Annotated in this window: 25 protein-coding genes; 6 read left to right on the top strand and 19 right to left on the bottom strand. The window is 69.5% G+C overall.

Annotated features, from left to right (window positions below):
* Nucleotides 1–2: 2 nt before the first annotated feature.
* Nucleotides 3–704, bottom strand: a complete 702-nt coding sequence (locus ACFYY8_RS30060; protein WP_390046676.1) for an aspartate/glutamate racemase family protein — start codon at nt 702–704, stop codon at nt 3–5.
* A gap of 316 nt (nt 705–1,020) precedes the next feature.
* Here ACFYY8_RS30060 and ACFYY8_RS30055 point away from each other — a divergent pair, with 316 nt between their 5' ends.
* Genes ACFYY8_RS30055 through ACFYY8_RS30030 form a run of 6 tightly spaced genes read left to right on the top strand, consistent with a single transcriptional unit; the run spans nt 1,021 to nt 6,525 of the window.
* Entirely contained in the window at nt 1,021–2,421 is a 1,401-nt protein-coding gene (locus ACFYY8_RS30055; protein WP_390046674.1) for a nucleobase:cation symporter-2 family protein, read from the top strand.
* Nucleotides 2,422–2,469: 48 nt separating this feature from the next.
* Nucleotides 2,470–3,687: an aromatic ring-hydroxylating dioxygenase subunit alpha gene (locus tag ACFYY8_RS30050; RefSeq protein ID WP_352014383.1), complete on the top strand. Its 1,218-nt coding sequence runs from the start codon at nt 2,470–2,472 to the stop codon at nt 3,685–3,687.
* Between the two features lie 21 nt (nt 3,688–3,708).
* Nucleotides 3,709–3,903 (top strand): ferredoxin, encoded by a 195-nt coding sequence (locus ACFYY8_RS30045; protein ID WP_390046672.1) that lies wholly within the window; start codon nt 3,709–3,711, stop codon nt 3,901–3,903.
* 9 nt (nt 3,904–3,912) lie between these two features.
* Nucleotides 3,913–5,238, top strand: a complete 1,326-nt coding sequence (locus ACFYY8_RS30040) for an NAD(P)/FAD-dependent oxidoreductase (RefSeq protein ID WP_390046670.1) — start codon at nt 3,913–3,915, stop codon at nt 5,236–5,238.
* Nucleotides 5,235–5,729 (top strand): hypothetical protein, encoded by a 495-nt coding sequence (locus tag ACFYY8_RS30035; protein ID WP_390046668.1) that lies wholly within the window; start codon nt 5,235–5,237, stop codon nt 5,727–5,729. The genes ACFYY8_RS30040 and ACFYY8_RS30035 overlap by 4 nt, the downstream gene beginning before the upstream one ends.
* 37 nt (nt 5,730–5,766) lie before the next feature.
* A complete protein-coding gene (locus tag ACFYY8_RS30030) occupies nt 5,767–6,525 on the top strand; it encodes an enoyl-CoA hydratase-related protein (protein ID WP_390046666.1) in 759 nt (252 codons plus the stop codon).
* A gap of 78 nt (nt 6,526–6,603) precedes the next feature.
* On the opposite strand, the gene ACFYY8_RS30025 is transcribed toward ACFYY8_RS30030, so the two are convergent.
* The 18 genes from ACFYY8_RS30025 to ACFYY8_RS29940 form a co-directional block, all read right to left on the bottom strand.
* Complete coding sequence (locus tag ACFYY8_RS30025) at nt 6,604–6,906, bottom strand: type I-E CRISPR-associated protein Cas6/Cse3/CasE (protein WP_390046887.1); 303 nt, start codon at nt 6,904–6,906, stop codon at nt 6,604–6,606.
* The gene (gene pqqE / locus ACFYY8_RS30020) at nt 6,903–7,976 is read right to left on the bottom strand and encodes a pyrroloquinoline quinone biosynthesis protein PqqE (protein WP_390046664.1); all 1,074 of its coding nucleotides are present in this window, start codon (nt 7,974–7,976) and stop codon (nt 6,903–6,905) included. Before pqqE ends, ACFYY8_RS30025 begins: the two co-directional genes overlap by 4 nt.
* A complete protein-coding gene (gene pqqD / locus ACFYY8_RS30015) occupies nt 7,964–8,203 on the bottom strand; it encodes a pyrroloquinoline quinone biosynthesis peptide chaperone PqqD (RefSeq protein ID WP_390046662.1) in 240 nt (79 codons plus the stop codon). Before pqqD ends, pqqE begins: the two co-directional genes overlap by 13 nt.
* Nucleotides 8,200–8,871 (bottom strand): pyrroloquinoline-quinone synthase PqqC, encoded by a 672-nt coding sequence (gene pqqC, locus ACFYY8_RS30010; RefSeq protein WP_390046660.1) that lies wholly within the window; start codon nt 8,869–8,871, stop codon nt 8,200–8,202. The genes pqqD and pqqC overlap by 4 nt, the downstream gene beginning before the upstream one ends.
* A gap of 35 nt (nt 8,872–8,906) precedes the next feature.
* A complete protein-coding gene (locus tag ACFYY8_RS30005; RefSeq protein WP_390046658.1) occupies nt 8,907–9,047 on the bottom strand; it encodes a hypothetical protein in 141 nt (46 codons plus the stop codon).
* Between the two features lie 57 nt (nt 9,048–9,104).
* Nucleotides 9,105–10,454: a glucose/sorbosone family PQQ-dependent dehydrogenase gene (locus ACFYY8_RS30000; RefSeq protein ID WP_390046656.1), complete on the bottom strand. Its 1,350-nt coding sequence runs from the start codon at nt 10,452–10,454 to the stop codon at nt 9,105–9,107.
* Nucleotides 10,455–10,647: 193 nt separating this feature from the next.
* The gene (locus ACFYY8_RS29995; RefSeq protein WP_390046654.1) at nt 10,648–11,664 is read right to left on the bottom strand and encodes an NAD-dependent epimerase/dehydratase family protein; all 1,017 of its coding nucleotides are present in this window, start codon (nt 11,662–11,664) and stop codon (nt 10,648–10,650) included.
* A 4-nt stretch (nt 11,665–11,668) separates the two neighbouring features.
* Entirely contained in the window at nt 11,669–12,925 is a 1,257-nt protein-coding gene (locus ACFYY8_RS29990; RefSeq protein ID WP_390046652.1) for a hypothetical protein, read from the bottom strand.
* Entirely contained in the window at nt 12,922–14,199 is a 1,278-nt protein-coding gene (locus tag ACFYY8_RS29985; protein WP_390046650.1) for a phenylacetate--CoA ligase family protein, read from the bottom strand. Before ACFYY8_RS29985 ends, ACFYY8_RS29990 begins: the two co-directional genes overlap by 4 nt.
* A gap of 2 nt (nt 14,200–14,201) precedes the next feature.
* Nucleotides 14,202–14,888, bottom strand: a complete 687-nt coding sequence (locus tag ACFYY8_RS29980) for a hypothetical protein (RefSeq protein WP_390046648.1) — start codon at nt 14,886–14,888, stop codon at nt 14,202–14,204.
* On the bottom strand, nt 14,858–16,093 hold the full coding sequence (locus ACFYY8_RS29975; RefSeq protein WP_390046646.1) for an ATP-grasp domain-containing protein: 1,236 nt from the start codon (nt 16,091–16,093) through the stop codon (nt 14,858–14,860). The genes ACFYY8_RS29980 and ACFYY8_RS29975 overlap by 31 nt, the downstream gene beginning before the upstream one ends.
* The gene (locus ACFYY8_RS29970) at nt 16,090–17,139 is read right to left on the bottom strand and encodes a glycosyltransferase family 2 protein (RefSeq protein ID WP_390046644.1); all 1,050 of its coding nucleotides are present in this window, start codon (nt 17,137–17,139) and stop codon (nt 16,090–16,092) included. Before ACFYY8_RS29970 ends, ACFYY8_RS29975 begins: the two co-directional genes overlap by 4 nt.
* Before the next feature lie 3 nt (nt 17,140–17,142).
* The gene (locus tag ACFYY8_RS29965) at nt 17,143–17,886 is read right to left on the bottom strand and encodes a hypothetical protein (protein WP_390046642.1); all 744 of its coding nucleotides are present in this window, start codon (nt 17,884–17,886) and stop codon (nt 17,143–17,145) included.
* Nucleotides 17,864–19,243, bottom strand: a complete 1,380-nt coding sequence (locus ACFYY8_RS29960; RefSeq protein WP_390046640.1) for a phenylacetate--CoA ligase family protein — start codon at nt 19,241–19,243, stop codon at nt 17,864–17,866. Before ACFYY8_RS29960 ends, ACFYY8_RS29965 begins: the two co-directional genes overlap by 23 nt.
* The gene (locus ACFYY8_RS29955) at nt 19,240–20,025 is read right to left on the bottom strand and encodes a hypothetical protein (protein WP_390046638.1); all 786 of its coding nucleotides are present in this window, start codon (nt 20,023–20,025) and stop codon (nt 19,240–19,242) included. The genes ACFYY8_RS29960 and ACFYY8_RS29955 overlap by 4 nt, the downstream gene beginning before the upstream one ends.
* Nucleotide 20,026: 1 nt before the next feature.
* The gene (locus ACFYY8_RS29950) at nt 20,027–20,389 is read right to left on the bottom strand and encodes a YybH family protein (RefSeq protein ID WP_390046636.1); all 363 of its coding nucleotides are present in this window, start codon (nt 20,387–20,389) and stop codon (nt 20,027–20,029) included.
* A 27-nt stretch (nt 20,390–20,416) separates the two neighbouring features.
* On the bottom strand, nt 20,417–21,403 hold the full coding sequence (locus ACFYY8_RS29945) for a hypothetical protein (RefSeq protein ID WP_390046634.1): 987 nt from the start codon (nt 21,401–21,403) through the stop codon (nt 20,417–20,419).
* Nucleotides 21,393–22,922 carry a hypothetical protein gene (locus tag ACFYY8_RS29940; protein ID WP_390046632.1) on the bottom strand — a complete coding sequence of 510 codons (1,530 nt, stop codon included), beginning with the start codon at nt 22,920–22,922 and terminating at the stop codon, nt 21,393–21,395. Before ACFYY8_RS29940 ends, ACFYY8_RS29945 begins: the two co-directional genes overlap by 11 nt.
* Nucleotides 22,923–22,928: the final 6 nt, after the last annotated feature.

The following is a 22,928-nucleotide window of genomic DNA, read 5'->3' as shown; positions in this document are numbered from 1 at the left end:
CCTCATCTCTGCGCGGCGAGCAGCTCGCCGTACCCGGTGATCGGAGTGGTGTCCCCGGCCAGGGCGAGGGCCCGCCACAGGGTCGCCGCGACGCTGTCCACCACCGGGACGCCGTGCCCGGCCTCCCAGCGGGCGGCCAGGTGCGCGGCGCGCACGTTGGTGCACACCACCGCGACCGCGTCGCAGCCCGCGGCGGCGAGCGCGTCGAAGGCCGCGTCGAGTTCGGCGTCGCCGATCAGCGCGAAGTCGTAGTTGGTGGTGCGGCCGAGGTGGCGGGCCGCCCGCACGGGGAGGCCCTGCTCGGCGTAGTTCACGGCGATGGCCTCCCCGACGTCCGGTGTGTACGGCGTGAGCAGGCCGGGACGTTCGGACCCGAAGGCCCGCAGCGCCGCGAGCATGGCCAGGGTCGAGGTGGTCGCGGGGACGCCGGCGACCTCCTCCATGGCGCGGCACAGGCGTTCGTCACGGCCGGGGCCGAGCCACGAGCCCGAGGTGCCGTTCCAGGCGACGACGTCCACGCGGGCGTCACCGAGGAGTCCGGCGGCGTCGGTGAAGGTGTCCTGGTCGAACTGGCGGGTGTCGGCCGGATCGAGGCTGATGCTCGTCACCCTGATCCGGGTGAAGTGGACCGAGACGTCGTTCCTCGCGGCCAGCAGGGCGCCGGTGACGGGTTCGACGACGGTGTTGGAAGACGGGGCGATCATGCCTATCCGCCGGGCGGTCGGCTGCACTGTGCCTCCGCTCAGAGGGGTCGATTAGGGATACGGTATACAGAATCCTAAGAAGTGGTCCGCAGGAAAACAAGTCGTTGACACTGGTATAGGTCGCGCTTAATCTCCATATACCGCTAACCGGATACCCACTGTAACGGCGCTCTGACGGACCACCCCGGCCGTCGGACCAGCGAGGATTCCCGCTCAGGCGGGCATCGAACACGTCTGCCCATAGCTCCGGATCATGGCCACGTCGACGCCGCCGGAGGGACCAGGGCGCGTTCCACTCAGTGCCCAGGAGACCGTCGTGTCACCTACCGTCCGCGCACCCCAGTCAACGGCTTCGGACCGCCATCCGGTAGACGAAGTCCTGCCCATCCCCCAGTTGTTCTTCTTCGGCCTGCAGCACATGTTGATCATGTACGCGGGCTGCGTGGCCGTCCCGCTCGTGCTCGGAGCGGTGCTCAAACTCGACACCCACACCATCGCGCTGATCGTCAACGCCGACCTTCTGGTGGCCGGAATCGCGACCATCATCCAGAGCGTCGGCCTGACCCGCTTCTTCGGCATCCGGATGCCGGTGGTCGCGGGAGCCTCGTTCACCTTCCTCACCCCGATGATCCTGATCGGCTCCGAGTACGGCCTGCCGACCATGTACGGCTCGATGATCGCCGCGGGCGTCTTCGGCATCCTGGTCGCCAGACCGTTCTCCAAGGTGCTGCGGTACTTCCCGTCCCTGGTCACCGGCTGTGTGATCACGATCATCGGGTTGTCGCTGATCAAGGTGAGCGCGGACCTCATCATCGGCTCCGACCCGGCCGCGGCGGACTACGCGAGCGTGCGGTACATCCTGCTGGCCTTCGGCGTCGTGGCGATCATCATCCTGGTGAACCGGATCTTCGGCGGGTTCGTCCGCAACGTCTCCGTCCTCTTCGGACTCGCCATCGGCGCGGTGATCTCCTGGTTCATGGGCCTGGCGGACTTCTCCTCCGTCGCCGGGGCCAAGTGGTTCGGCTTCTCCACCCCGCTGCAGTTCGGCGCGCCGGAGTTCCGGATCGTTCCAATCATCGCGATGTGCGTGGCCATGCTGGTCGTCTTCAGCGAGATGACCGCCTGCGTCCTGGCCATCGGGGACGCAGTCGGCAAGAAGGTCACCGACAAGGACATGGCCAGGGGCCTGGCCACCGACGGCCTGTCCTCCCTGCTGGCCGGGTTCATGAACTCCGTACCGGACTCCACCTTCGGTCAGAACGTGGGCCTGATCAGCCTCACCAAGATCAAGAGCCGCTACGTCATCACGGTCACCGGAATCCTGCTGGTGATCATGGGAGCCATTCCCAAGCTCGGCGAACTCGTCGCCAGCCTGCCCGGACCCGTGATCGGCGGCGCCGGCCTGGTGATGTTCGCGATGACGGCGGCCGTGGGCATCCAGATGCTCCAGAAGGTCGAGTACGAGGGCAACCAGAACCTGCTCATCGTCGCCGTGGCACTCGGCGTCGGCATGCTGCCGGTCGTGGTGCCCACGATCTACCAGAAGTTCAGCCAGGACACCCAGTTCATCCTCGGCAGCGCGATCACGGCCACCGTGTTGGTGGCGCTGCTGCTCAACCTGCTCTTCAACCACCTGTTCGTCCGCGGGGAGACCCGCGGGGAAGAACCGCCCGCCGAGGCACCGGAACTCGCCGAAGCCCAGGAGGGCACGGCCTGAGTCCCGCACCCCGGCGTCAGCACACACGTATCTAAGGAGCACCACGTCATGGGTCAGGCGCCCGTCTCAGCGAACCTCCGGCGAATCCTCAAGGTCATCGAGGACGGCTCCCACGACATGGCCACCGGGTGGAACCTCCCCCGGGAGTGCTACGTCGATCCGGAGTTCTACGCCTTCGAGCAGGAGGCCATCTTCATGCGGCAGTGGCTGTGCCTCGGCCGCGTCGACGAGATCCCGAAGCCCGGCGACTTCGTCCGCGTCGACATGGGCGACGAGCCCCTGATGATGGTCCGTGGCAAGGACATGGAGATCCGGGTCCTCAGCCCCATCTGCGCGCACCGGGCCCACCTGGTGTGCGAGGGGTCGGGGAACACCGGCAGGCTCTTCCGCTGTCCCTTCCACGCCTGGACCTACGGGCTGGACGGCAACCTCATCGCGGCGCCCTCCATGAACGACACCGTCGGCCTCAAGAACCTCAAGGGAGAGGCCTACCTCCCCTCGCACCGGGTCGAGATCTGGAACGGCTTCGTCTTCACCAATCTCGACCCGAACGCGAAACCCCTCGCGCCCACCCTCACCAAGCTGACCGCCGAGCTGGAGAACTACCACATCGGCGACATGGTGAGCATGCCGGTGGCCGAACTGCGCGACAACCCCTGGAACTGGAAGTCCCAGCTGGAGAACGGCATCGAGCCGTACCACAGCGCCTATCTCCACGGCATGCTGCACGACTTCGCGCACGTCAGGCTGACCAGCTTCGTGGAGATCAGCCCCGACGAGGGCGCGATCTACCACCCGACCGGCTTCTACCACGCGGACGCCGGGTTCAACCCGACCACCAAGGCGCTGCTGCCGATCATCCCGACCCTCGGTGAGAAGGAGCGCAACCAGGTCATCTTCGCCTCGATCCCGCCGAACCTCGGCTTCGGGGCGGTGCCGGAGGGCCTGTTCTACTACCTCGTCCTGCCCGCCGGGCCCGAGCACATGAACCTGCGCATCGGCCACCTCTACCCGGAGGAGTCCACCAAGCACCCGCGGTTCGAACAGCTCTACAAGATCGCCCAGGACGGCCTCGTCCTCTTCCACCAGCAGGACGCCAGCTCGGACGCCTCCCTGCAGAAGGGCATGCGTTCCCGCTTCCGCCGTCCCGGCCGCTACTCCTTCCAGGAGGAGTCGCTCCTGCAGTTCAACCAGTGGCTGCTGAAGCGCTACCAGGACTACGTGGACCTGGTCGAAGGCGCCCCAGAACCCTCGGCCACCCGCTGAACTCCTGAGTGAGGAAACACCGTGAAACTCTCTGTCGACCGCACCCTGTGCGACGGTAACGGCGTGTGCATGGGCATCGCCCCCGAGGTCTTCGACATCGACGACGACCTGAACCTGCACATCGTGGACGAGATCCCCAACGACCCGGCCATCCAGGCCCAGGTCCGGCAGTCGGTCACCTCCTGCCCGGTCCTCGCCCTGTCCCTGGAGGAGTGATCGACCGTGGTGGGCGACACCTCACAGACCATCGTGGTGGCCGGCGGCTCCCTCGCCGGTCACACCGTGGTCACCGAACTCGAACGGCGCGGCTTCGCCGGGCGGATCGTCTGGGTACGGGGCCAGGAGGGCACGGCCCCCTACTCCCGGCCCGCGCTGTCCAAGGAACTCATCCAGGGCAAGGTCACCGCGGAGACGATCCGGCTGCCCGTGCAACGGCCGTACGGTCCGCGAACGCGGATCATGGACGGCGCGGTCTGCGCGCGGCTCGACCCGCACGCCGACCGGGTCCTGGTCACCTCTTCGGCTCCGGCGGAGGAGTGGGTCTCCTTCGACGCCCTGTTCGTCTGCACCGGGACCAACGCCAGGGTGCCCAGGGCGTTCGCCGGGCTGCCCGGCGTGCACAGCCTGCGCACCCTCGCCGACGCCGAACGGATCAAGGAACGGCTGGCCGTACGGCCCCGCACCGTGGTCGTCGGCGCGGGGCTGGTCGGCAGCGAGATGGCCGCCTCCCTGCGCTCCTGCGAACTGCCGGTCGAACTGATCGTGCAGGGACAACTGCCCATGGAGGCCGTCTTCGGCGCCGAACTCGGCCGGTTCTGCCTGGAGCAGCACCACGCCAACGGCGTCACCACCCGCCTCGGCACGACCGTCACCGGTCTGTCGGCGGCCGGGCCGCGGGGACCGGTCACGCTGACCTACGACGACGGGCGGGAGAGCACGGCCGACATGGTCGTCCTGGGGCTCGGCGCGGTGACCTCCTGCGACTGGCTGGACGGCTGCGGCCTCGACCTGTCCGACGGCCTCGGCTGTGACGAGACGCTGCGCACCGCGCGGCCCAACGTCCTCGCCGCGGGGGACGTCGCCAACTGGCGGCACCCCCTGTTCGGGCACCGGATGCGGGTCGAGCACTGGAGCAACGCCTCGGCCCAGGCACGGCACGCCGTGGAGAGCTGGCTGGCCGACCAGGAGGACAGGCGGCCGCCCGCCTTCGCGGACGTGCCCTACTTCTGGTCCGACCAGTACGGCCTCAAGTACCAGATGGTCGGCCACGCCCGTGGTCACGACGAGGTCCACGTCGAGGAGGCCGGGACGGGCGGGTACCCGTTCGTGACCTACCTCCGTGCGGGCCGGATCGTCGCCGCGGCGGGCGTCAACGCGCCCCGCGCGGTGATGCGGATGAAGGCCCGCATCCAGGCCGAACTGGCCGAAGCCCCTTCAGCGGGGGGTTCACCGACCGGGGACTCACCGACCGGGGACTCACCGGCCGGGGGTTCTCCGGCAGGGGGTTCTCCCGAAGGGGAGACGACGAGTGAGGAGGTGTACGCACGGTGAACGGCGAATCCACCGGTGACCGGGCGTTGCCCGAGGTGATCCGGGACAACATGTGGTCGCTGCTGAGCGACCGCTACCGTACCAACCGCCGCGCCCCCCACACGCCGACCGAGGACGAGTACCTCCACGACCGTCCCTTCTGGCCCGCCTTCACCTTCGAGGAGGTACGGCACACGGTCGAGGACGGCAGGGACCGGATCCTGGTGACCTTCCACGACACCGACGTCCCCGAGGACACCCTCGGCTTCCGGATCGACCTGGACACGGCCATGGCCGAGTGGTCCCGGAGGGTCGGCGGACGCGATCCACAGGAACACCCGGAGATGTTCGCCGCCGAACTGATCTGGTTCATGGTCTGCTTCATCGGCGTCGCCGACCTCGACGGAGAGGCCGGAACGCCCGAGGCGCCGCACTGGATCAACACCGGCTCCGAGATCTTCGGAAAGCTCAGGAACAACCCGAACATGGACACCTTCGAGTCCCATCACTGACGCCCTCGCCGGGCGTAGGAAAGGCCAGGAGTCACCCATGGCAGTTGTCGAGATCGAAAGGCCTCGCGACGGCGTCGCGATCATCCGGCTCAACCGGCCGGAGGTGCGCAACGCGCTCAACACCGAGGTACGTGAACTGCTCGCCGCGGCCGTCGAGGAGCTCAACAAGGACGACGACGTCGGCGCCATCGTCCTGACCGGCGGCGACACCGTCTTCGCCGTCGGCGCCGACCTGGGCGAACAGGCCGGACGCGACGTGGTCGGCGCGATCCGCGCCTACACCCACCAGGCGTTCTGGTACAGCGGCAAGCCGGTGATCGCCGCCGTGAACGGCGACGCCTTCGGCGGCGGCAACGAGTTCATCCTCCAGTGCGACTTCGTCATCGCCTCGGAGAACGCGCGCTTCGCCCAGACCGAGGTCACCATCGGCCTGGTCCCCGGTGGCGGCGCCACCCAGCGCCTGCCCAGGGCCATCGGACGGCAGAACGCGATGTACGCCCTGCTCACCGGCGCCCCGATGAGCGCCGACGACGCCCACCGGCTCGGCTACGTCTCCGAGGTGGTCGCGGGAAACGCCGTCGACCGGGCCGTGGAACTGGCCGCCCTGATCGCCTCCCGTCCCAGGCTGGCCGTACGGCAGATCAAGGAGGTCGTCCGCCTCGGCCTGGACACCTCCTTCGAGGCGGGAATAGCCCTGGAACGCCGCGGCTACCAACTGATGTTCGGCACCCAGGACCTGAGGGAGGGCTTCGCCTCCATCCAGGAGGGCAGAACCCCAAAATTCACCGGCGACTGACCCCAGCCGGTCGCTCCGGTACGGCCTTCCAGATCCGAGCCGGCCTGGATCACCTGCGCGGCAGCCTCAGGAGAGGCCTCAGGAGGGGATGGAACGCGCGGGAGCCAGGCTGAGCGGGCCACAGCCGTACGCCCTGGCACGCCCGACACCGTCGACCGGCGCGGCGGTGAAGGCATCGAGATCGGTGACCACCGGATGACCGTCGTAACGGACGGGATCGATGACGACGCGCCGCGCCTTCCGCTTCTTCCTGACCAGCCTGGGAGCGGGGGTGGGGGCCACGTCGGGCGTGCCCTGACGGCTCACGGGAACGACGAACCCGTGCCGCCGTGTCGATCGGCCGCCTCGCGGGTTCGGCGGTCGGCGAGGCCGCCGTTTCAGTGGACGCGGCGGGAGTGGGAGCGGTAGACGAACGTGTCGTCCTGGTCCGTGGTGAGGTCGGTGACGATGTGGTGATCAGGCGACAGGGAGCAGGCCGGGTCGGTACGGCCCGCGTCGCCGGTCAGGGCGAACGCCTGGCAGCGGCAGCCTCCGAAATCCCGGTGCCTGAGAGGGCAGCCGGAGCACGGTTCGGACATCCAGGAGGTGCCGCGGTAGGCGTTGAACGCCTCCGACTCCCGCCAGATCCACTCCAGGCTGTGCTCGCGCACGTTGGGCGAACGCAGGGGGAGGGTGTAGGCGGCCGGGCACGGCAGCGCGCGCCCATCCGGTGCGACGGTCAGGGAGAGCGTCCCCCAGCCGCCCATGCAGGGTTTGGCGGTGCCGTCGAAGTAGTCGGGTACCACCCAGATCAGCTTGAGGTCACTGCGGCGGCGCCATCGCTCCACCTTCTCCCTCGCCGCGGCGAGCTGGGCTCGCGTGGGCATCAGGGCGCGCCGGTTGACCAGGCCCCAGCCGTAGAACTGGACGTTGGCCAGTTCGATGCGCTGCGCCCCCCAGGCGATGCCCAGCTCCACGATCTGATCGACGGCGTCCAGGTTGTGCCGGTGCAGCACGACGTTGAGGCCCAGCGGCAGACCGGCCTCCACGATCAGCGCCGCCGCCCGCCGCTTGTCGGCGAAGGACGGACGGCCGGCGACGCGGTCGGAGGCCGCCGCGTCGGCGGCCTGCGTGGACAGCTGGACGCCGCGCACCCCGGCCCGCACGAGTTCGGCCAGCCGCTCCCGGGTGAGGCCGACGCCGCTGGTGACGAGCTGGGTGTAGACACCCGCCGAGGCCGCCGCCGCGGCGATCTCGGCCAGGTCGCCGCGGAGCAGCGGTTCCCCTCCGGACAGGTGGGCGTGGACCACGCCCAGCGCGGCGGCCTCCTCGAAGACCCGAATCCAGGTGGCGGTGTCCAGCTCCGCCGACCTCGTCACCAGGGAGGTGGGGTTGGAGCAGTACGGGCAGCGCAGCGGGCAGCCGTGGGTCACCTCGGCCAGCATGGCCCATGGCCCGTTCAACGGATCCATCCCTGGGCGCGCACGTCCTGGAGGAACTCCGTGACGTCGGCGAAGGCCTCACAGGGGAATCGTGCGGTGATCTCCTCGACGGTGTTGTGCCCGTCGCACAGTCCCACGATGGCGGCCGCCTCGGCGTTGAGCACCACGATCCGTTCGGGCACGATCAGCAGGTCCGCCTGCCGTACCGGGCAGTGCCGTAGCAGCGCGCCCGGGCTCAGCGACGGGCGCCAGGTCATCGGTAGGCCCGCTCGACCGCGTTCAGAAGCGTCCACAGCACCTCACACTTGTATTCCAGCGCCCTGATCGCCGCCTGCCGTTCGGTGGGGCCGCGGGCCCAGGACAACACCAGCGGCAGCGCCTGTTCGCCGTCCTCACGCCCCTGGTCGACGCGGACCTGGAAGTACCGCAACCCGTCGGAGCCAATCCATGGGTAGTGTTCCTCGAACGCGGCGATCCGGGTTTTCATCAGGTCCGGGGCGAGGAGCTCCGTGAGGGAGGCCGCCACGGCCTCCAGCGCGCTGCCGTGCCGGCAGAGGTTCACGTATCCGTCCACGGCCAGCCGGACCCCCGGCAGGACCGCCCGGCCGGACCACATCTCCTCCCGGCCGCACCCGGCCGCCTCACCCAGGCGGAGCCAGCGCTCAAGGCCGCCCTCCCCGCCGGAGGCGCCGTCCTGGTCGACGACGCGGCGGATCCACAGGCGGCGCAGGTCAGGGTGGTCCAGCTTGGCCAGGATGAGCGCGTCCTTGATCGGCAGGTGCCGCTGGTAGTGGAAGCGGTTGAGTATCCACCCGCGTAGCTCCTGTTCGGACAGCAGCCCCGCGTGCATGCGCTGGTTGAAGGGGTGCAGGTCGTGGTAGCGGCTCCTGACCACGGCCCGCAACTCGGCCTCGAAGTCCCGCACAGCTCGATCACCGTTCCCTCGACGCCCGGCCCGGCTTATCGGTCGGCCAGGAAGTAGGCCGACACCTCCATGGACGCCTCGATGACGTGGTAGGAGGGCCTGTGCCAGGCGGCCCGCCCGTCGTGGTCGTGTGCCGGTTCCCGGCGAGCCTCGGCGGGCTCGTTCCGCTCGTTCATGATCTCCTCCTTGTCGTGTTCCGGCCGGTGTCCGTGGTGACCACGGCCCGGCGCCGGTCAGGGCTGGTACGGCACCGCCAGGATCGCGCCGGGGTCCGCCAGGCGGGTGGTGGGCGCTCCGCGCTGGTCCCTGGTCACGCCGGCGGAGTCGACGGCGATGTAGAGGGTTCTGCCATCGGGACTGATGGCCGTGTCGCGGTAGCGATTGATGGTCCGGTACAGCTTGCCCTTGATCGTGTCGCCCTCCCCGGAGACCCGGTGGACGATGCCTTCCTTGAGCATGGTGACCGCCAGGTCGTCGCCCGCGACCTCCACGCTTGAGGGCGCCAGGGTGGGCCAGCACATGTAGGCGAGTTTCTCCTCGGTGCACGGCGGTGTGAGGCCGAAGTCGTGGCCGTTCCCGACGGTCGTGCCGTACGTCGTCAGCGGGCTCTGGACGGCCTGGGTGAAGGCGCTCTCCTTGGTCTGCGGCACCTGCGGAGGGATCTTGTTGGGGTCGTAGGGCAGTTTGGCGCAGTCGGGCGCCTTGGCCCAGTCACCGTAGACGTAGGCCTGGTCGTCCTTGTATCCGGCGATGTGGGGCCAGCCGTAGTTCTTTCCCGCCTTGATCTCGTTGAGCTCGTCGTCGGTGCTCGGCCCCTGATCGGCCACGAACAGCCGTCCGCCTTTGAAGACCATCCCGTCGGGATTGCGGAAGCCGTAGGCGTAGACGTGACTGCGCACCCCGTCGAGCACGGGGTTGTCGCCGGGGATCGAGCCGTCGGGCGTCATCCGCAGCACCTTGCCCTGGTAGGCCGTCCAGTTCCTGCCGGCGACCTGATCGCTGGTGGGCAGGGTCTGCGCGTGGTTGGGCAGGCAGTGACGCGTGTCGTAATTGTTGCCCTGGTCGCCGATCGTGTAGTAGAGCATGCCGTCCGGCCCGTACCGCAGGCGGGCGGACTGGTGGTCGACGCTGGAAGGCAGCCCGGTGAGGATGTCGTGGGCGCCGGTCAGTCTGCCGTCGGCCCAGGTGTATCGGGTGAGTTTGGTGTTGTTCCCGTCTTTGCCCCTGTAGGTGTAGGACAGGTACACGTAGTCGGTGCCCTTCCCCTTATCGAAGTCGGGGTGCAGGGCCAGCCCGAGCAGTCCGTCCTTGCTCGTCGGGGTGTGGACCGCCTGGCCGGACAGATCCAGCACGGTGCTCACCGCGCCGGTGTCCGGTTTGACCCGCTTGACCTTCAGCCCGCTCTTCTCCGTGAGCCACAGGTGACCGTCGGGGCCCACGATCAGCTCGTACGGATCCTTCAGGCCCGTGGCGACGATCTTCGCCTCGGGCGTGGGGGCGGCCCCGGAGCCGGGTGCCGCCGGGCCGGTCAGCACGGACGCCGCGGTCGCCGCCACGGCGAAAACCTGCAGCTTTCTTTCCATGCGGGCCATGGTGCCCACGGCAGGCATAAACCAACGCATAAGTGGATATTGCGGATAATTTTTGAGGCGTGTTTACCGCACGCATGGAGGAGCCGGTGACGAGGAGGGGATTTCCCCGAAGCATCACCCGGTACGCCACCGGAGAAGCGCCGAAGCGCCACGCGGAGGTGGCGCTTCGGGGGAGGAACGAGGGTCAGTCGGAGGTGACGACGGACTGCCAGGACGGAGGCATGTTCTTGGACACCTCTATGCCGGAGAAGATCGAGGGCTCCTGGGGGCCGTGCTTCTTGGCCCAGGCGGCCATCTGGGTGAGGCCTTCCGACAGGGGGACGGAGCCGGCGCCGACGCCGAGGATCTCGCGGGCCCTGTCGTGCGAGGAGAAGGCGTGCACGACCTCGTGCCTGGCCTCGACGTGCCGCACGCGCGCCTCGACGCCCATCGCCGCGGCGACCGCCTCGGCCAGCTCGTTGACGGTGTACGGCGTGTCGCCCCCGATGTTGAAGGTCTGCCCGTAGGCCCGGGGGTTCTCGATCGAACGGGCGATGGGCGGCGCCACGTCGTCGATGTGGCTGAAGGCCCTGGTCTGCTCGCCGTCGCCGAAGATGACGCACTCCTCGCCGCGCAGGATCTGGTTCATGAAGATGCCGATGACGTTGCGGTAGCGGTCGCCGATGTTCTGCCGCTCGCCGTACACGTTGTGCGGGCGGAAGATGATGTACGGCAGGCCGAACATCTCGTGGCTGACCTTCAGTTCCTGCTCGACGGCGTACTTGGCGATGCCGTACGGGTCGACCGGGGAGGGGATCAGGTCCTCGGTCATCGGCGGTTCGGCGTGGCCGTACACGGCGATGGAGGAGGTGAAGACGAAGCAGCGGACGTTGCCGGAGTTGACGGCCGCGTTGATGAGGTTGACGCTGCCGACCACGTTGTTGGTGTAGTTGTAGCGCTTGATGAAGTGGCTGAGTCCCTCGGCGGCGTAGGCCGCCAGGTGGAACACGTGGTCGAACCTCCACTCGGCGAACAGGGCGTCGACCACGCCCGGGTCGCAGATGTCGCCCTGGTGGAAGTGGGCACCGGCCGGGACGTTCCCGGCGGTCCCGCCGGACAGGTCGTCGAGCACCACGACCCGGTGACCGGCGCGGAGCAGGTCGGCCGCGACGTGGGAGCCGATGAACCCGGCACCCCCGGTGACGAGCGAGGTGTAGGTCATGGGACTACTTCCTTTCACCGATGAGGATGTGAGACGCGGGTTTTTCCAGGCGGCCCCGAGCGGTGCGCAGCCAGCGCAGGATCACCAGGGCGTGGACGAGTTCGCCGAAGGCCAGCACGGTCACCGCGCCGAGCGCGCCCGCCCACGGCACGATCGAGAAGGCCAGCGCCCCGACCGCGACCAGCGAGACGGCCGCCCCCGCCGAGGTCGCGGCCAGGGCCCCGGCGCTGGCGTTCTCCATCACGTAGTTGGCGCTGCCGACCGCGAAGATGACCGGCACGCACGCCGCGTAGACGATGACGACCCCGGCCCCGCCGTACGGCCGCAGCACCGCCAGCGCCAGCGCCAGTACGGCCGGCACGTACACCACCCCGGCCAGCACCAGCAGCCGCAGCCAGCGGGACAGCCGGTCGTAGGTCGCGGTCAGGTCGCGCTGGTTCAGGGAGCGTGAGACGTCGGGCTGCAGGACGCGCAGCAGGTAGGAGAAGGCGTTCAGCAACAGGGCCGAGGCGACGGAGGCCATGTAGAGGCCGGTGCTCTCGGCCCGCGCGCCGGTCACCGAGAGCGCCACGAACAGCAGGCTCATCGACAGGCCGCCGACCAGGTCGGGAATCGCCATCAGTAGCGACGTCCGCATCGCGGCCCGCACGAGCGTACGGCGCCGCAGCCCGTCGAACCGGGGCCGCAGCATGACCAGCAGCACCACGTTGACCGTGGCCATCGTGGCCACGGTCAACGTCAGGAACGTCACCGGGGAGACCTTGAGGACGACCACCACGGCCGTCCAGCAGGCCAGCGCCGCGCAGAGCGTCAGATGGGCGGCCACGTCCCGTTTCGGCTTGCCGAGGGCCCTGGACAGGCCGACCATCACCTGGGTGAGGCCGACGCAGATCGCGTACAGCCCGGCCAGCCCGGCGGTCTCCCAGTGGCCGGAGTGGCCGAGGGCGACCGTGGTCGCCAGCACGGTGAGCGCCACGGTCAGCAGCAGCGCGCAGAGCGTGACGAAGACACCGACCAGCAGTGAGGCGACGGTGGACCGCAGCCTCGGGATCAGCTTCAGCGCGCACTTCTCGATGCCGATCGAGGCCAGCGGTGCCAGGAACATCATGCTGCCCATGGCCTGGGCGTAGTCGGCGTACCCGTTCGCCCCCCAGGCGGCCAGCAACGCCAGGTTGGACAGCAGCACGGTGCCCCGGAACGCCGCCCGTCCGCCGAGCAGCATCACCAGGGCCCGTGTCTTCGGAGTGCCCGGCAGCCTCATGTGAGGGGGGCGGCGTAGTCGGAGGTGACGAACCTTCCCTTTCCTCCGACGGTGATCCGTACGGTCTCGGCGGGCACGACCTCAAGCGGGAACTCCCCTCCGGCCAGGGTGAACAGCTTCTGCCGTACGGTCGTGTACACCTCCTCGCCCGTCTCGTCCGCCGGGACCACGTGCACCCGCACCAGGCCCGTCGCGTCCTGGTGCACGAAGCACTCGCTGACCCCGGGATGGGTGGCGGCCAGGTGCAGGAACGCGTCCGGGTAGAGCTTCTCCCCCGAGGGGAGCGTGACGTAGTCGTTGCTCCGCCCCGTGGTCAGCCGCAGGGTGCGGAAACGACGGCCGCAGGGGCACCGCTCCGGGGAGATGAACCCGATGTCGCCCAGCTTGTAGCGGACCAGCGGCATGGCGCGTTCGAGGAAGGCCGTCACGACGACGTTGCCCGGCTCCCCGTCGGGCAGCACGGCGCCGTCGTCGCCCACGATCTCGCAGTACACCCGGTCCTCACCCAGGTGGGCGCGGCCGTGACGGCAGTCGTAGGTGACGTTGAGCACCTCGAACGCCGAGTACTCGTCGAAGACCGGGGCGCCGAACTGCTCCTGGAACAGCTTCCGGTGTTCGGGCAGCAGCAGTTCGGACTCGGTCATGACGATCCGCAGCGTACGGCGCAGCCGGGCCATCTCCTCCGGGGTGAGAGCCCGCAGCAGCGCCCGCAGGTGGACCGGGTAGCCGATCAGCACCTTGGGCCGGTTGGCCAGCAGCTCCGCCTTGATCTCCCGCATCGGCCGGTTGGAGAGGATCACGTGCCTGCGGAACAGGTTGAACCTCTCGAACATGCGGGCCGGCGGCGCGAACGGGCGGATGTGACTGAGCCGGTCGGTCGGCAGGTAGCGGCCGGTCGCCAGGAACCGGCGCACGCAGGCGGCCATGTGGTAGTCGTGGCTGTCCTGGTCGTGCACGATCCTGACCCGGCGCCCGGTGCTCCCGCTGGTCTGGAAGGACAGGCAGTCGTCCAGGTCGACGCCGTCGGCGAGCATGCGTTCGAGCGGCTCGTCGCGGAGCACCTGCTTGTCCAGCACCGGAAGGCGCGCCAGGTCGGCCAGGCTCCGCAGCGGGCCCCCGGCGTAGCGGGGGTCGTCGCGGTAGTAGGGCACCCGGGTACGGGCCACGTCGAGCATCCGGTTGAGCCCGTTGAGCTGACGGCGGCGCAGCCCGGCCGCGCCGCCGTACTGCCGGGCGATGGTGAGCGGTATGTATGCCGCCTCCCGGACCAGCATCGTTACGCGCTCTCCGACCGCGTCCCGCGCGGCCTGACCCGGTTGGCCAGCGCGTCCCACCAGCGCTGGGGGCTGAAGAACACCAGCAGCGCCAGGATGACGTGCACGATGATGAAGGCGTAGGCCTCGTTCCTGGTCGGCGGGTGGCCGATGAACACGGTCATGTGCGAGGCCCAGTCCCACACGGCGGGGATGGTGGCGTAGGCCGGGTCGGTGTGGTCGTTGACCGTGAGGAAGGCGAAGTCCTCAAGGCCGGACAGCATCAGCAGCAGCATGCCGTAGGAGAGCCTGCGGGTGAGGCCCGGGGTGCCGCCGCCGAGCCGGTTGGCCAGCGCGATCGTCAGGATGATCAGCGGGGTCAGCGTGAGCACGTGGTAGTACAGCGCGTAGAAGGACTCCCTGGTCCCGGTCTCCACACCGCCGTAGAAGAAGATCTTCGGCACGAAGTAGAGGAAGAACACCAGGAACGCCACCGGCAGCGTGATCAGCGGGAGCTTGAGCCGCTTGGCCCAGTCCACGTCGAGCCTGGCCAGGGCCTCGGTGGCGAAGACGAACGGCAGCAGCTTCACCAGGAACAGCCCGAGTGACTTCACCTCCCGGTCGTGCGGCAGGCCGAACCAGACGAAGGCGGCGGCGGCGACGGCCAGCGCGACGAATATCAGGAAGCCGAGGGGCTTGCGGGGGAGCATCGTTGACCTCTCGTGTCAGGCTCGATCTCGAATCGGAGGGTGCGCAGAGCCCGGTCGACGGCCTCGTCGAGCGCCTCGCGCGTGTCGGCCACCATCACCAGGTAGCCAAGTTTGTGTCCCGCCTGCGTGTAGGCGTTCACGTGGTCACCGGGTGCCTTGAACACCTGCACCTCGACGACCTCGGGCATCCGCCGCAGGGCGTCGAGTCCCTCGACGGCGGTGAGCGTCCCGTCGGTCTCTGCCGCCAGGATCCGCAGCGTCGCCGTACGGTGCTCGGTGACGTCGATCGTCAGCGGCTCGCCGAGGGCCAGCCGGATGGCGGCCTCGACGGTGTTCAGCCCGAAGGCGTGCCTGACCATCAGCGGCATGCCGTTGCCGCCGAGCCTGGCGCCCATCTCGATGAGGTGGATGTCGCCGCCCGGGGTGAGCACGAAGTCGAGGTTGACCGGCCCCTGCCGGTGCCCGACCTCGGCGCAGATCGCGACGACCGCCTCACGCAGCCGCGTGTGGACGTCCTCGTCGAGGTCGGCCGGGACGGTGTGCGCCACGCTGATCATCGCGGGCGGCCCGGTGATGACCCGGTCGGTCACCGCCATGAACGCCAGCTCGCCCCCGGCCAGGAAGCACTCGACGGCGCCGTGCCTGCCCTCGATGAGCTCCTCCAGGATCACCTGCCGGGAGAAGGAGTACTTGCGGGCGTAGTCGAGAGCGCCCGGCAGGTCGGCGGGGTCGTCGAGGACGGTGATCCCCTTGCTGCCGGAGGAGTCGGCGGGTTTGACGATCAGCGGGTAGCCCAGCTCGGCCGCCGCCGTCATGAGGCTGTCCACGTCGTCGTGCTGGACGTGCCGGTAGGTGGGCAGCCCGACCCGGGCGACCACCTCACGGAAGAAGCCCTTGTCGACCGAGCAGCGCAGCGCGTCCGGCGCGACCTGGTGCGCGGTCCGGTAGATGCGGCTCAGCTCGGCGACCGACTCCTGGGCGGCGTCGCTGGCGGGGGAGATGACGGCCGCGACCTCGATCGGCCCCAGGGCGCGGGCGATGCCCTCGGGGTCCCTGCTGGTCATGCAGAGGAAGTGGTCGGCCTCGGCGGCGCCGAGCGCGTCGGGGCGCTGGTCGACGCCGATCACCCGGTAGCCGAGCCTGCGGCCCTCCCGGTACGCGGGGATCTGGTCCTCGCCCCCGCCGAGCACGATGAGGTTTCTCAACTGGCGTCCTCCCAGACCTCTGGTTCTCTGAAGTGACCGCTGACGTCGGGTGTCTCGTAGCCGTAGAGGGCTTCCTGCGCGCGGATCGGGATGTTGGCCTCCCGGATCTGGTAGCGGGGCACGCCGATGGCCTGCACCCGCATCACCCGCACGAGGTAACGCGCGATCACCATCAGCAGGGCGAGGGTGACCAGTACGGCCACCAGCCCGGCCAGTTCGACCGCGACGGCCCCGAGCCCCCCGGCGAGCACCAGCGCGAGCACCGCCGTACCGATGGCCATCACCGCCGCGGACAGGCCGATCAGCCAGGTCAGCGGCCGGAACGAGAACCCGAAGAACAGTTCGACGGCGTGCGAGAACAGTTTGCGCAGATTCCACTTGCCCTGGCCGTCGAGGCGGGGCTGGTGCGCGGTGGGCAACGTGGTGTAACGGGCGCCGAGCAACGGCGCGGTGGCGATGAAGTACGGCGTGGACAGCCTGCTGTCCACCACCTTGTGCGCCACGCTCGTGCGGACGATCCGGAAGACCGACGCCCCCTGGGGCAGCTCGATGCCCAGCCACTTCCTGGCGATCGTCTGGTGCGCCCAGGTGCCGAGCCGCCGGTGCCACGGGTCCTGCCGGTTCTCGCGTACGGCGAAGACCACGTCGTACCCTTCGAGCGCCTTCTCCACCAGACGGTGCATCTCGTGCGGCGGCGACTGCAGGTCGGCGTCGAACTGGACCGTCCACGGTTTCGAGGCGTACTTGAACCCCGCGGAGAAGGCCGCCTCAAGACCGAAGTTCCTGGCGAAGGAGATGTACTTCACCTGGGGGTCCTCGGCGGCGAACCCCTTGATCGCCTCAAGCGTGCCGTCGGTGCTGCCGTCGTCGACGAACAGCAGCTCGGCGTCGTCGTACCTCGACAGTTCGGCCCGGATCTCCCGGTAGGCACGATCGACGCAGGCGATCTCGTTGTAGCAGGGGACCATCGCGGTGATGCCGGGGGGCGGGACACGGCCCGCCCCCCGCTTCACCCGTGTGTCCATCGAACGCACGGAGTCAGCCATCGGTCAGTCGAACATCGCGTGCATGGTCTCGTGGGTGGCTTCCTTCTTGCTGTCGGACTCACTGCCCCAGCAGGTGTTGAGGATGATGCGGGTCTTGTCCGCGTTCAGCGGGATGGTGCGGTGCAACGTGGTGTCGGACCGCAGGAAGTACAGGTCACCGGTGACGTGTCCCCAGGTCCTGATCGGGTGGGCCTGGAGGTACTCCTCGACGCGCGGGTCCTGCTTGTTCCAGTCGGTGTGCGGGACACACTGGAGCTGACCGCCGTACTTGGCCTCGGGGGCCTCGATGATCCAGATCACGGTGAAGCTGAAGTCACCCCAGTGCCAGCCGTGTGTGTCACCCTGCTTGTGCTGGCGGATGGCGATGTACTTCTCCTCCTCCCACGGGCACTGCATGACCGGCTGGGCCGCGATCCTGGACAGGAAGCCCATCAGCGCCTGCGACTCGTAGACGGCGGGGATGAGCTCGCTGTCCTTGGCGATGGCCTGCTGGCTGATCGTGCTCATGTAACGGGGGGAGTTACCCGTCTCGGCGAGCTGGATGTCGATCCGCTTCTCGTGCAGGTCGAGCAGCCGGTGGACCTCCGTGCTGACCTCCTGGAACAGGTCCTTGGAGACCAGCTCGGGCAGCTTCACGTAACCCTCGCGGCGGAAGTGCTGCGAGAGTTTACGCACGGCGTGCTCGTCGGTGTAGGTGGTCTCCAGGTGCTCGGCGAGACGCTGGTCAATCGTTTCCTTCAGCGACATCTGACATCCGACCTTTCTGTGGTAACGGTCCGCCCTCCGCTGAGGCAGGACCCCCGGAAGGCGCACGTTCCCCGGTGGGGGTGAGCACCTTCACAAGCTTGATCTTTCCGTTGGCTTCTGGAGTGATCCGATGTGTGCGCCGTACGGTGACGTCCAGGCCGGGCGCTCTGCGCCGGACCTCCCGCTCGATGTCGGCGGTCGCCTCGTCGGGCGCGTCCTCGGACAGGATCACGAGCACCTCGACCGCCCCCGGTCGCGGCTGGAGTATCTGCAGCCGGACGACCTGGGAGAAGTCCTGGATGACGGTGGAGATGAAGTCGCCGTAGTAACGCCTGCCGTCGGCGGCGACGATGCGGTCCTGACTGCGGCCGACGACCTCCCGCACGATCGGGGTGGTCGCGACCCCGCAGGGGCAGTCGTTGGGGGAGATCCGCACCCGGTCACCGAGCCGGTAGCGGATCAGCGGCATCGCCTCGCTGCGCAGCCTGGTCACCAGGATCTCCCCGACGCCGTCCTCGACGGAGACGGTCCCGTCGTCGTGCTCGACCTCGACGACCAGGTCGGAGGTGCGCAGGTGCATGCTGCCCGCCGGGCAGGTACGGGCGATCGTGAAGACCTCGACCGAGGCGTACACCTCCCGGTGGGAGGCGCCGAAGTAGTCGAGAACGTGGGCGCGGGCGGTCGGGGTGAGCCGCTCCCCGCCGAACAGCACGGTCCTGACGCCCTCGTGGGTGACACCGCGCCGCTTCAGCTCGTCCACGATGCTGGCGATGACGTTGGGGAAGCCGATCAGGAACGTCGGCCTGGCCGCGAGGAACGCCTCGACCTGCTCGTCCAGCGGCCGGTCGGTGCGAATGTGATGGTTGCGCAGGATGCCGAACCGCTCCAGCGGGTGCCGCAGGAACGACATGACCCGGAAGTAGGCGATGCGGTCGGTCGGGCGCAGCCCGTTGGCCAGCATGTCCTGCAGGTAGGTCGCCCGCAGGTACCCCAGGTCGCGTTCCGAGTTGCGGATCGTGATCGGGATGCCGGAGGAACCGCTGGTCGTGGCGGCCCGGGTGTTCTCCGTGGTGAAACCGGCCGCGAGCATGTCCCGCGCGGGGGCGTCGTGCAGGGTGATCCGGTCGAGCGTCGGCAGGCCGGCCAGGTCGTGGGCGGTGCGCACCCCCTCGACCTGGGCGGCGGTGAGCGTCCTGCGGTAGTGCGGGACGTCGGCGTAGGCGTGCCGTACCAGCTCGCGCAGCAGCCGGGACTGGATCCGCAGCTGCTCGGCGTGGGGCAGGCGCTCCTGCCTGCGGATCATGGCCAGGTTGTAGGCGACGGGCGCGAGACTGATCGTCGAGCGCAGCCTGCTCATCGCGACCCCCCGTCCAGGATCGGCGTGCCGTGCTCGGCGCAGCGGCCGACGGTGAGGTGGGCGGTGCCGGGCAGGGTGACGTTCGCCAGCGTCGGCCTGCGCCGCCGCGTCATCGTGAACAGCGGCCCCGACCCGCCGGTCCGCGCGTGGACCCGCCGCCAGTTCAGGTGCGTACGGCCACAGCCCCGGTGCCGTGCGCCCAGGTAGCCGAGCCGTTCGTCGTGCACGACCTCGGCGGTTTCCGGGGTCTCGGTGAGTTCGGCGGGGGAGCGGCGCAGGAAGACCCGGGCCCCGGCCATCCCGCCGTCCAGTTCGGTGAGTTGCGCGGCGTCGGCGAGCAGCCCGGGATCACGGGCCTCCCGCAGCGCCCGCAACTGCCCCTGCCGGAGCTCTGGGTCGGCGACCTCGGCGGACGCGCTGAGCACGACGTGGTAGCGCCCCCCGCCGGGACCGATCCGCTCCCAGTCCAGCAGGGACGTCCGTACCTCGAACAGCGGCAGGTCACGCCGGTGGCCGCCGGTCAGTTCGAGCGCCTCGAACAGCTCGGCGGGCTCCCCGACCCACAGCGGCTCCTCCCGCCGCCGCACGTACGGCGCGTCCAGCGGATACAGCCGGTCGAGCACCGTGTCGAGCCGCGTCACCGGCGTCGCCTCGGGCTCGTCGAGCCGCGCGCCCGCCACGGCCCACATCTCCCGGTAGTACGGCACGGCCGCGAACGCCCGCGCCACCGTCTCCCGGTACCCCCGCTCCCAGGCCCTTTCCGAGAACCCCCGAGTCCACATGTCAGCAGAAGGTGTTCTGGTCGTGCAGAAGCAGCCACCGGCCCTCGACCAGCGTGAAGTACAGCGTCAGGTAGTACTCCTTCTGGTACGGCTTGCCCTCGGGGTCCAGGTCGTCGTAGACCACGGAGAGCAGCGCGAACGCCGACTCACCCGCCGTCGAGACCCGGACGGTCTCGGTCCGCAGCGACCAGTCGGGGTCGCCGAACCACGAGGTGTGGAACTCGGCGACGGCGTCCTTACCCCGCAGAAACGTCCCGTTCGGCAGGATCAACGTCGCGTCCGGGTGCACGGTCTCCAGGTATCCGTCCAGGTCACGGGAGCGGATCGCCGTCAGGTGCGCGTCAAGCGCCTGGGGGAACTCCATGGTTCTTCCTCTCTGAAACGCTCTGGGTCACCAGGCGGCGATCACCAGGGACTGGGGGACGAGCTCGCTGCCGAACCGCTGTTTCAGCTCGGCCATGCCCTTGCCGAACTCGCAGCCCTCGCGGCCGTGCGAGATCATGTAGTCGATCTCCCGCAGGTACAGGTCGAAGTAGAGATCGCGCCGTCCGCCGTCCCGCACGTCGAGCGAGCCGTTCACCGTGGTGACCAGCCGCCTGCCGTCGTCGAAGGTCAGGTCGAAGGACAGCAGCCGGTCTCCGTCGAGGTGCCCGAAGTAACGCACCCCCTCCTCCCCGCTGAGCGCCTCGAAGTAGCGCACGGGCAGGGGCGGGGCGTACGGGCTGTGCTTGCGCACGGTGGCGCAGGCCAGCGCGCTGGCCCGTGCGGCGTCGATGCCGCAGGTTCCCCGCAGCACCCGGGTTCGCTCGGACGCCTCGGTGTGGACCCGCAGCAGCCTGCGCCGCCGGTCACGTGGCAGGTCGGCGAAGTAGTCGTCCAGGCTCGCCCAGCGGTTGCGCAGCAACGTGTTGGGCGCCGTGGTGATCCTGGGCCGGAACCGGCGGCCGAACACGGGCAGCGTCTCGGCGGTGATCTGCCGGTACAGCACGCCCAGGCAGCGCCTGCCCAGCCTGCGGCGCACCGCCTTCTCGAACGCGGCCGTCGCCTCGGCCCGCTCCGCGACGGGCAGGTCGGCGGCGAAGGCGAACCCGCCGGTGAACCCGACCGGCAGGTGGCAGTCGAACCACCCGACCGGCGGCATGGAGCCGGGCTCGGCGTACCCGCGCCGCCGTGACGGCCCGCCGATCGAACCGGTGAACAGGCAGACCACCTGGCCGCCCTGCCGTACGACGCCCAGGTAGACCGGGCTGGTCGAGCACCAGGCGATCGCGGTGAGCGCCCGCGCCTGCCAGGCCGCGATCAGGCCCTCCTGCTTGCGGAAGATCTCCCAGTCGGCGGGTACCGGATCGGTCGTGGGATCGATGATCTCAGCGCGCACCGGGATCACCTGGCCTGAGCCGGCCCAGCACCCGCTCACGCAGCGGGCGCTCGGCACGGTCACGGTAGGCGTGGACGGCGGCGACGATCGCGTCCCGGCCGAACGTCCTGTCGAGCCGACGCAGCGGCGGACCGGACTCGGTGCCGAACAACGTCAGGTAGAGGTCCCGGTAGGAGGCGCGGTCCCAGCGTTCCGGCAGCGCGTCCCCGGCCGGCAGCGGGCCGGGCTCCGCGTCGGAGACCTCGTCGATCCAGCACCGCCCGTACCCGGCCAGCCAGGCCAGGGCGTGCCCGACCCGTTCGGCCACCTCCGGGGTTCCCCCGGTCAGGGCGACGACCCGCTCGGCGTCGTAGCTGTGCGAGTGCAGCAGCCCGAGTACGGCCCGCATCCGGGGCAGTGGGGCGGTGTCGCCGTCCCCGGCGATGAGCTCGTGGAGCGCGACGGCCTTCGGGTCGCCCTCGCGCACCTCGGCCAGGAACCGGTCGTAGGCGTCGTAGGCGCCGAGGAAGGAGGCCCGGTCGAGACCGAGCCGCATGTCGGACAGGCAGTTCGGCCTGCCGTACAGGAACAGGATGAGCCGGGGCGGCATCACCCGCAGCAGGTCGCCGACCGTCATGCCGCCGCCCCGGGAGCCGGAGACCTTGCCCCGGTCGCCGAGCTGGCGGACGAGGCCGTACGGCACGATCACCGGCTGGTGCGCGCGCAGGTAACCGCGGTAGATCGGCTGGGTGCGGTCCATCGTGCTGCCCGCGCTGCAGTGGTCCTGGCCGGCGGGTTCGCAGTCGATGCGCTCGTGGGTCACCCGCAGCGTCCAGTCCAGCGCCCAGGAGGGCTTGACCAGCTCGACGCGCCTGGTGGTGGCGAGCGCGCCGCAGGACTCGCAGACGTACCGCACCCGGTCGTGGCCGAGCCGCAGGTTACGGGTGCTGCCCCGGCCGCACTGCTCGCAGTAGACCGTGAACAGGTGCTCGGGGGCCTGGTCCAGCAGCTTGGCGAGCTTCCTGGCACCGCGCAGGTAGCGGCGCTGCAGGGGCACGTAGGTGCCGGACAGGTAACGTTCGTACTGGTAGTGGGTCTGCCAGGGAGAACCGGCCGGGGTACGGCCGTCGGCGTCGGCCTCGGCGGGACAGATGCCCATCCGCTTCAGCTCGTCGATGTAGCGACGGCAGATCCGCCTGCTGCGCTCGGTCACCGCGCCCAGCGGACGCGTCCCGTACCCGGCCAGCTCGGACTGGGCCGCGGCCTGGGTCGGTCGCACCGGGTCGTAGTCGTCGAAGCTGAGCAGGATCGACGACCTGCGCCCGAGCCGTTCCAGCGCACGGTGCACCAGGTAGGCGCAGGCGGTGTCGCGGAAGTTGCCGACGTGGAACCAGCCCGTCGGCGACATGCTGGTCTGGATCACCACCCGCCGCTCGGGGCCGTGCCGTTCGATCAGGCGTCGCGCGTAGTGGTAGGCCCAGTGCGGTTGGGTGTGATCCTGCTGGAACAGGTCGGCGTAGCCGGTCCTCGTGGTGCTCATGCCTTC

It is taken from the genome of Streptosporangium sp. NPDC001559, from assembly GCF_042893955.1.
Classification (GTDB): Bacteria; Actinomycetota; Actinomycetes; order Streptosporangiales; family Streptosporangiaceae; genus Streptosporangium.
Note: the sequence above shows the minus strand (reverse complement) of the source record. Positions and strands in the feature narration are given on the sequence as shown.

Coding starts and splice junctions, on each gene's coding strand:
- ACFYY8_RS30060 (WP_390046676.1), bottom strand. CDS start 704: ATGATCGCCCCGTCTTCCAACACCGTCGTCGAACCCGTCACCGGCGCC.
- ACFYY8_RS30050 (WP_352014383.1), top strand. CDS start 2,470: ATGGGTCAGGCGCCCGTCTCAGCGAACCTCCGGCGAATCCTCAAGGTC.
- ACFYY8_RS30030 (WP_390046666.1), top strand. CDS start 5,767: ATGGCAGTTGTCGAGATCGAAAGGCCTCGCGACGGCGTCGCGATCATC.
- pqqE (WP_390046664.1), bottom strand. CDS start 7,976: ATGGATCCGTTGAACGGGCCATGGGCCATGCTGGCCGAGGTGACCCAC.
- pqqD (WP_390046662.1), bottom strand. CDS start 8,203: ATGACCTGGCGCCCGTCGCTGAGCCCGGGCGCGCTGCTACGGCACTGC.
- ACFYY8_RS30005 (WP_390046658.1), bottom strand. CDS start 9,047: ATGAACGAGCGGAACGAGCCCGCCGAGGCTCGCCGGGAACCGGCACAC.
- ACFYY8_RS30000 (WP_390046656.1), bottom strand. CDS start 10,454: ATGGAAAGAAAGCTGCAGGTTTTCGCCGTGGCGGCGACCGCGGCGTCC.
- ACFYY8_RS29995 (WP_390046654.1), bottom strand. CDS start 11,664: ATGACCTACACCTCGCTCGTCACCGGGGGTGCCGGGTTCATCGGCTCC.
- ACFYY8_RS29990 (WP_390046652.1), bottom strand. CDS start 12,925: ATGAGGCTGCCGGGCACTCCGAAGACACGGGCCCTGGTGATGCTGCTC.
- ACFYY8_RS29985 (WP_390046650.1), bottom strand. CDS start 14,199: ATGCTGGTCCGGGAGGCGGCATACATACCGCTCACCATCGCCCGGCAG.
- ACFYY8_RS29980 (WP_390046648.1), bottom strand. CDS start 14,888: ATGCTCCCCCGCAAGCCCCTCGGCTTCCTGATATTCGTCGCGCTGGCC.
- ACFYY8_RS29970 (WP_390046644.1), bottom strand. CDS start 17,139: ATGGCTGACTCCGTGCGTTCGATGGACACACGGGTGAAGCGGGGGGCG.
- ACFYY8_RS29965 (WP_390046642.1), bottom strand. CDS start 17,886: ATGTCGCTGAAGGAAACGATTGACCAGCGTCTCGCCGAGCACCTGGAG.
- ACFYY8_RS29960 (WP_390046640.1), bottom strand. CDS start 19,243: ATGAGCAGGCTGCGCTCGACGATCAGTCTCGCGCCCGTCGCCTACAAC.
- ACFYY8_RS29955 (WP_390046638.1), bottom strand. CDS start 20,025: ATGTGGACTCGGGGGTTCTCGGAAAGGGCCTGGGAGCGGGGGTACCGG.
- ACFYY8_RS29950 (WP_390046636.1), bottom strand. CDS start 20,389: ATGGAGTTCCCCCAGGCGCTTGACGCGCACCTGACGGCGATCCGCTCC.
- ACFYY8_RS29940 (WP_390046632.1), bottom strand. CDS start 22,922: ATGAGCACCACGAGGACCGGCTACGCCGACCTGTTCCAGCAGGATCAC.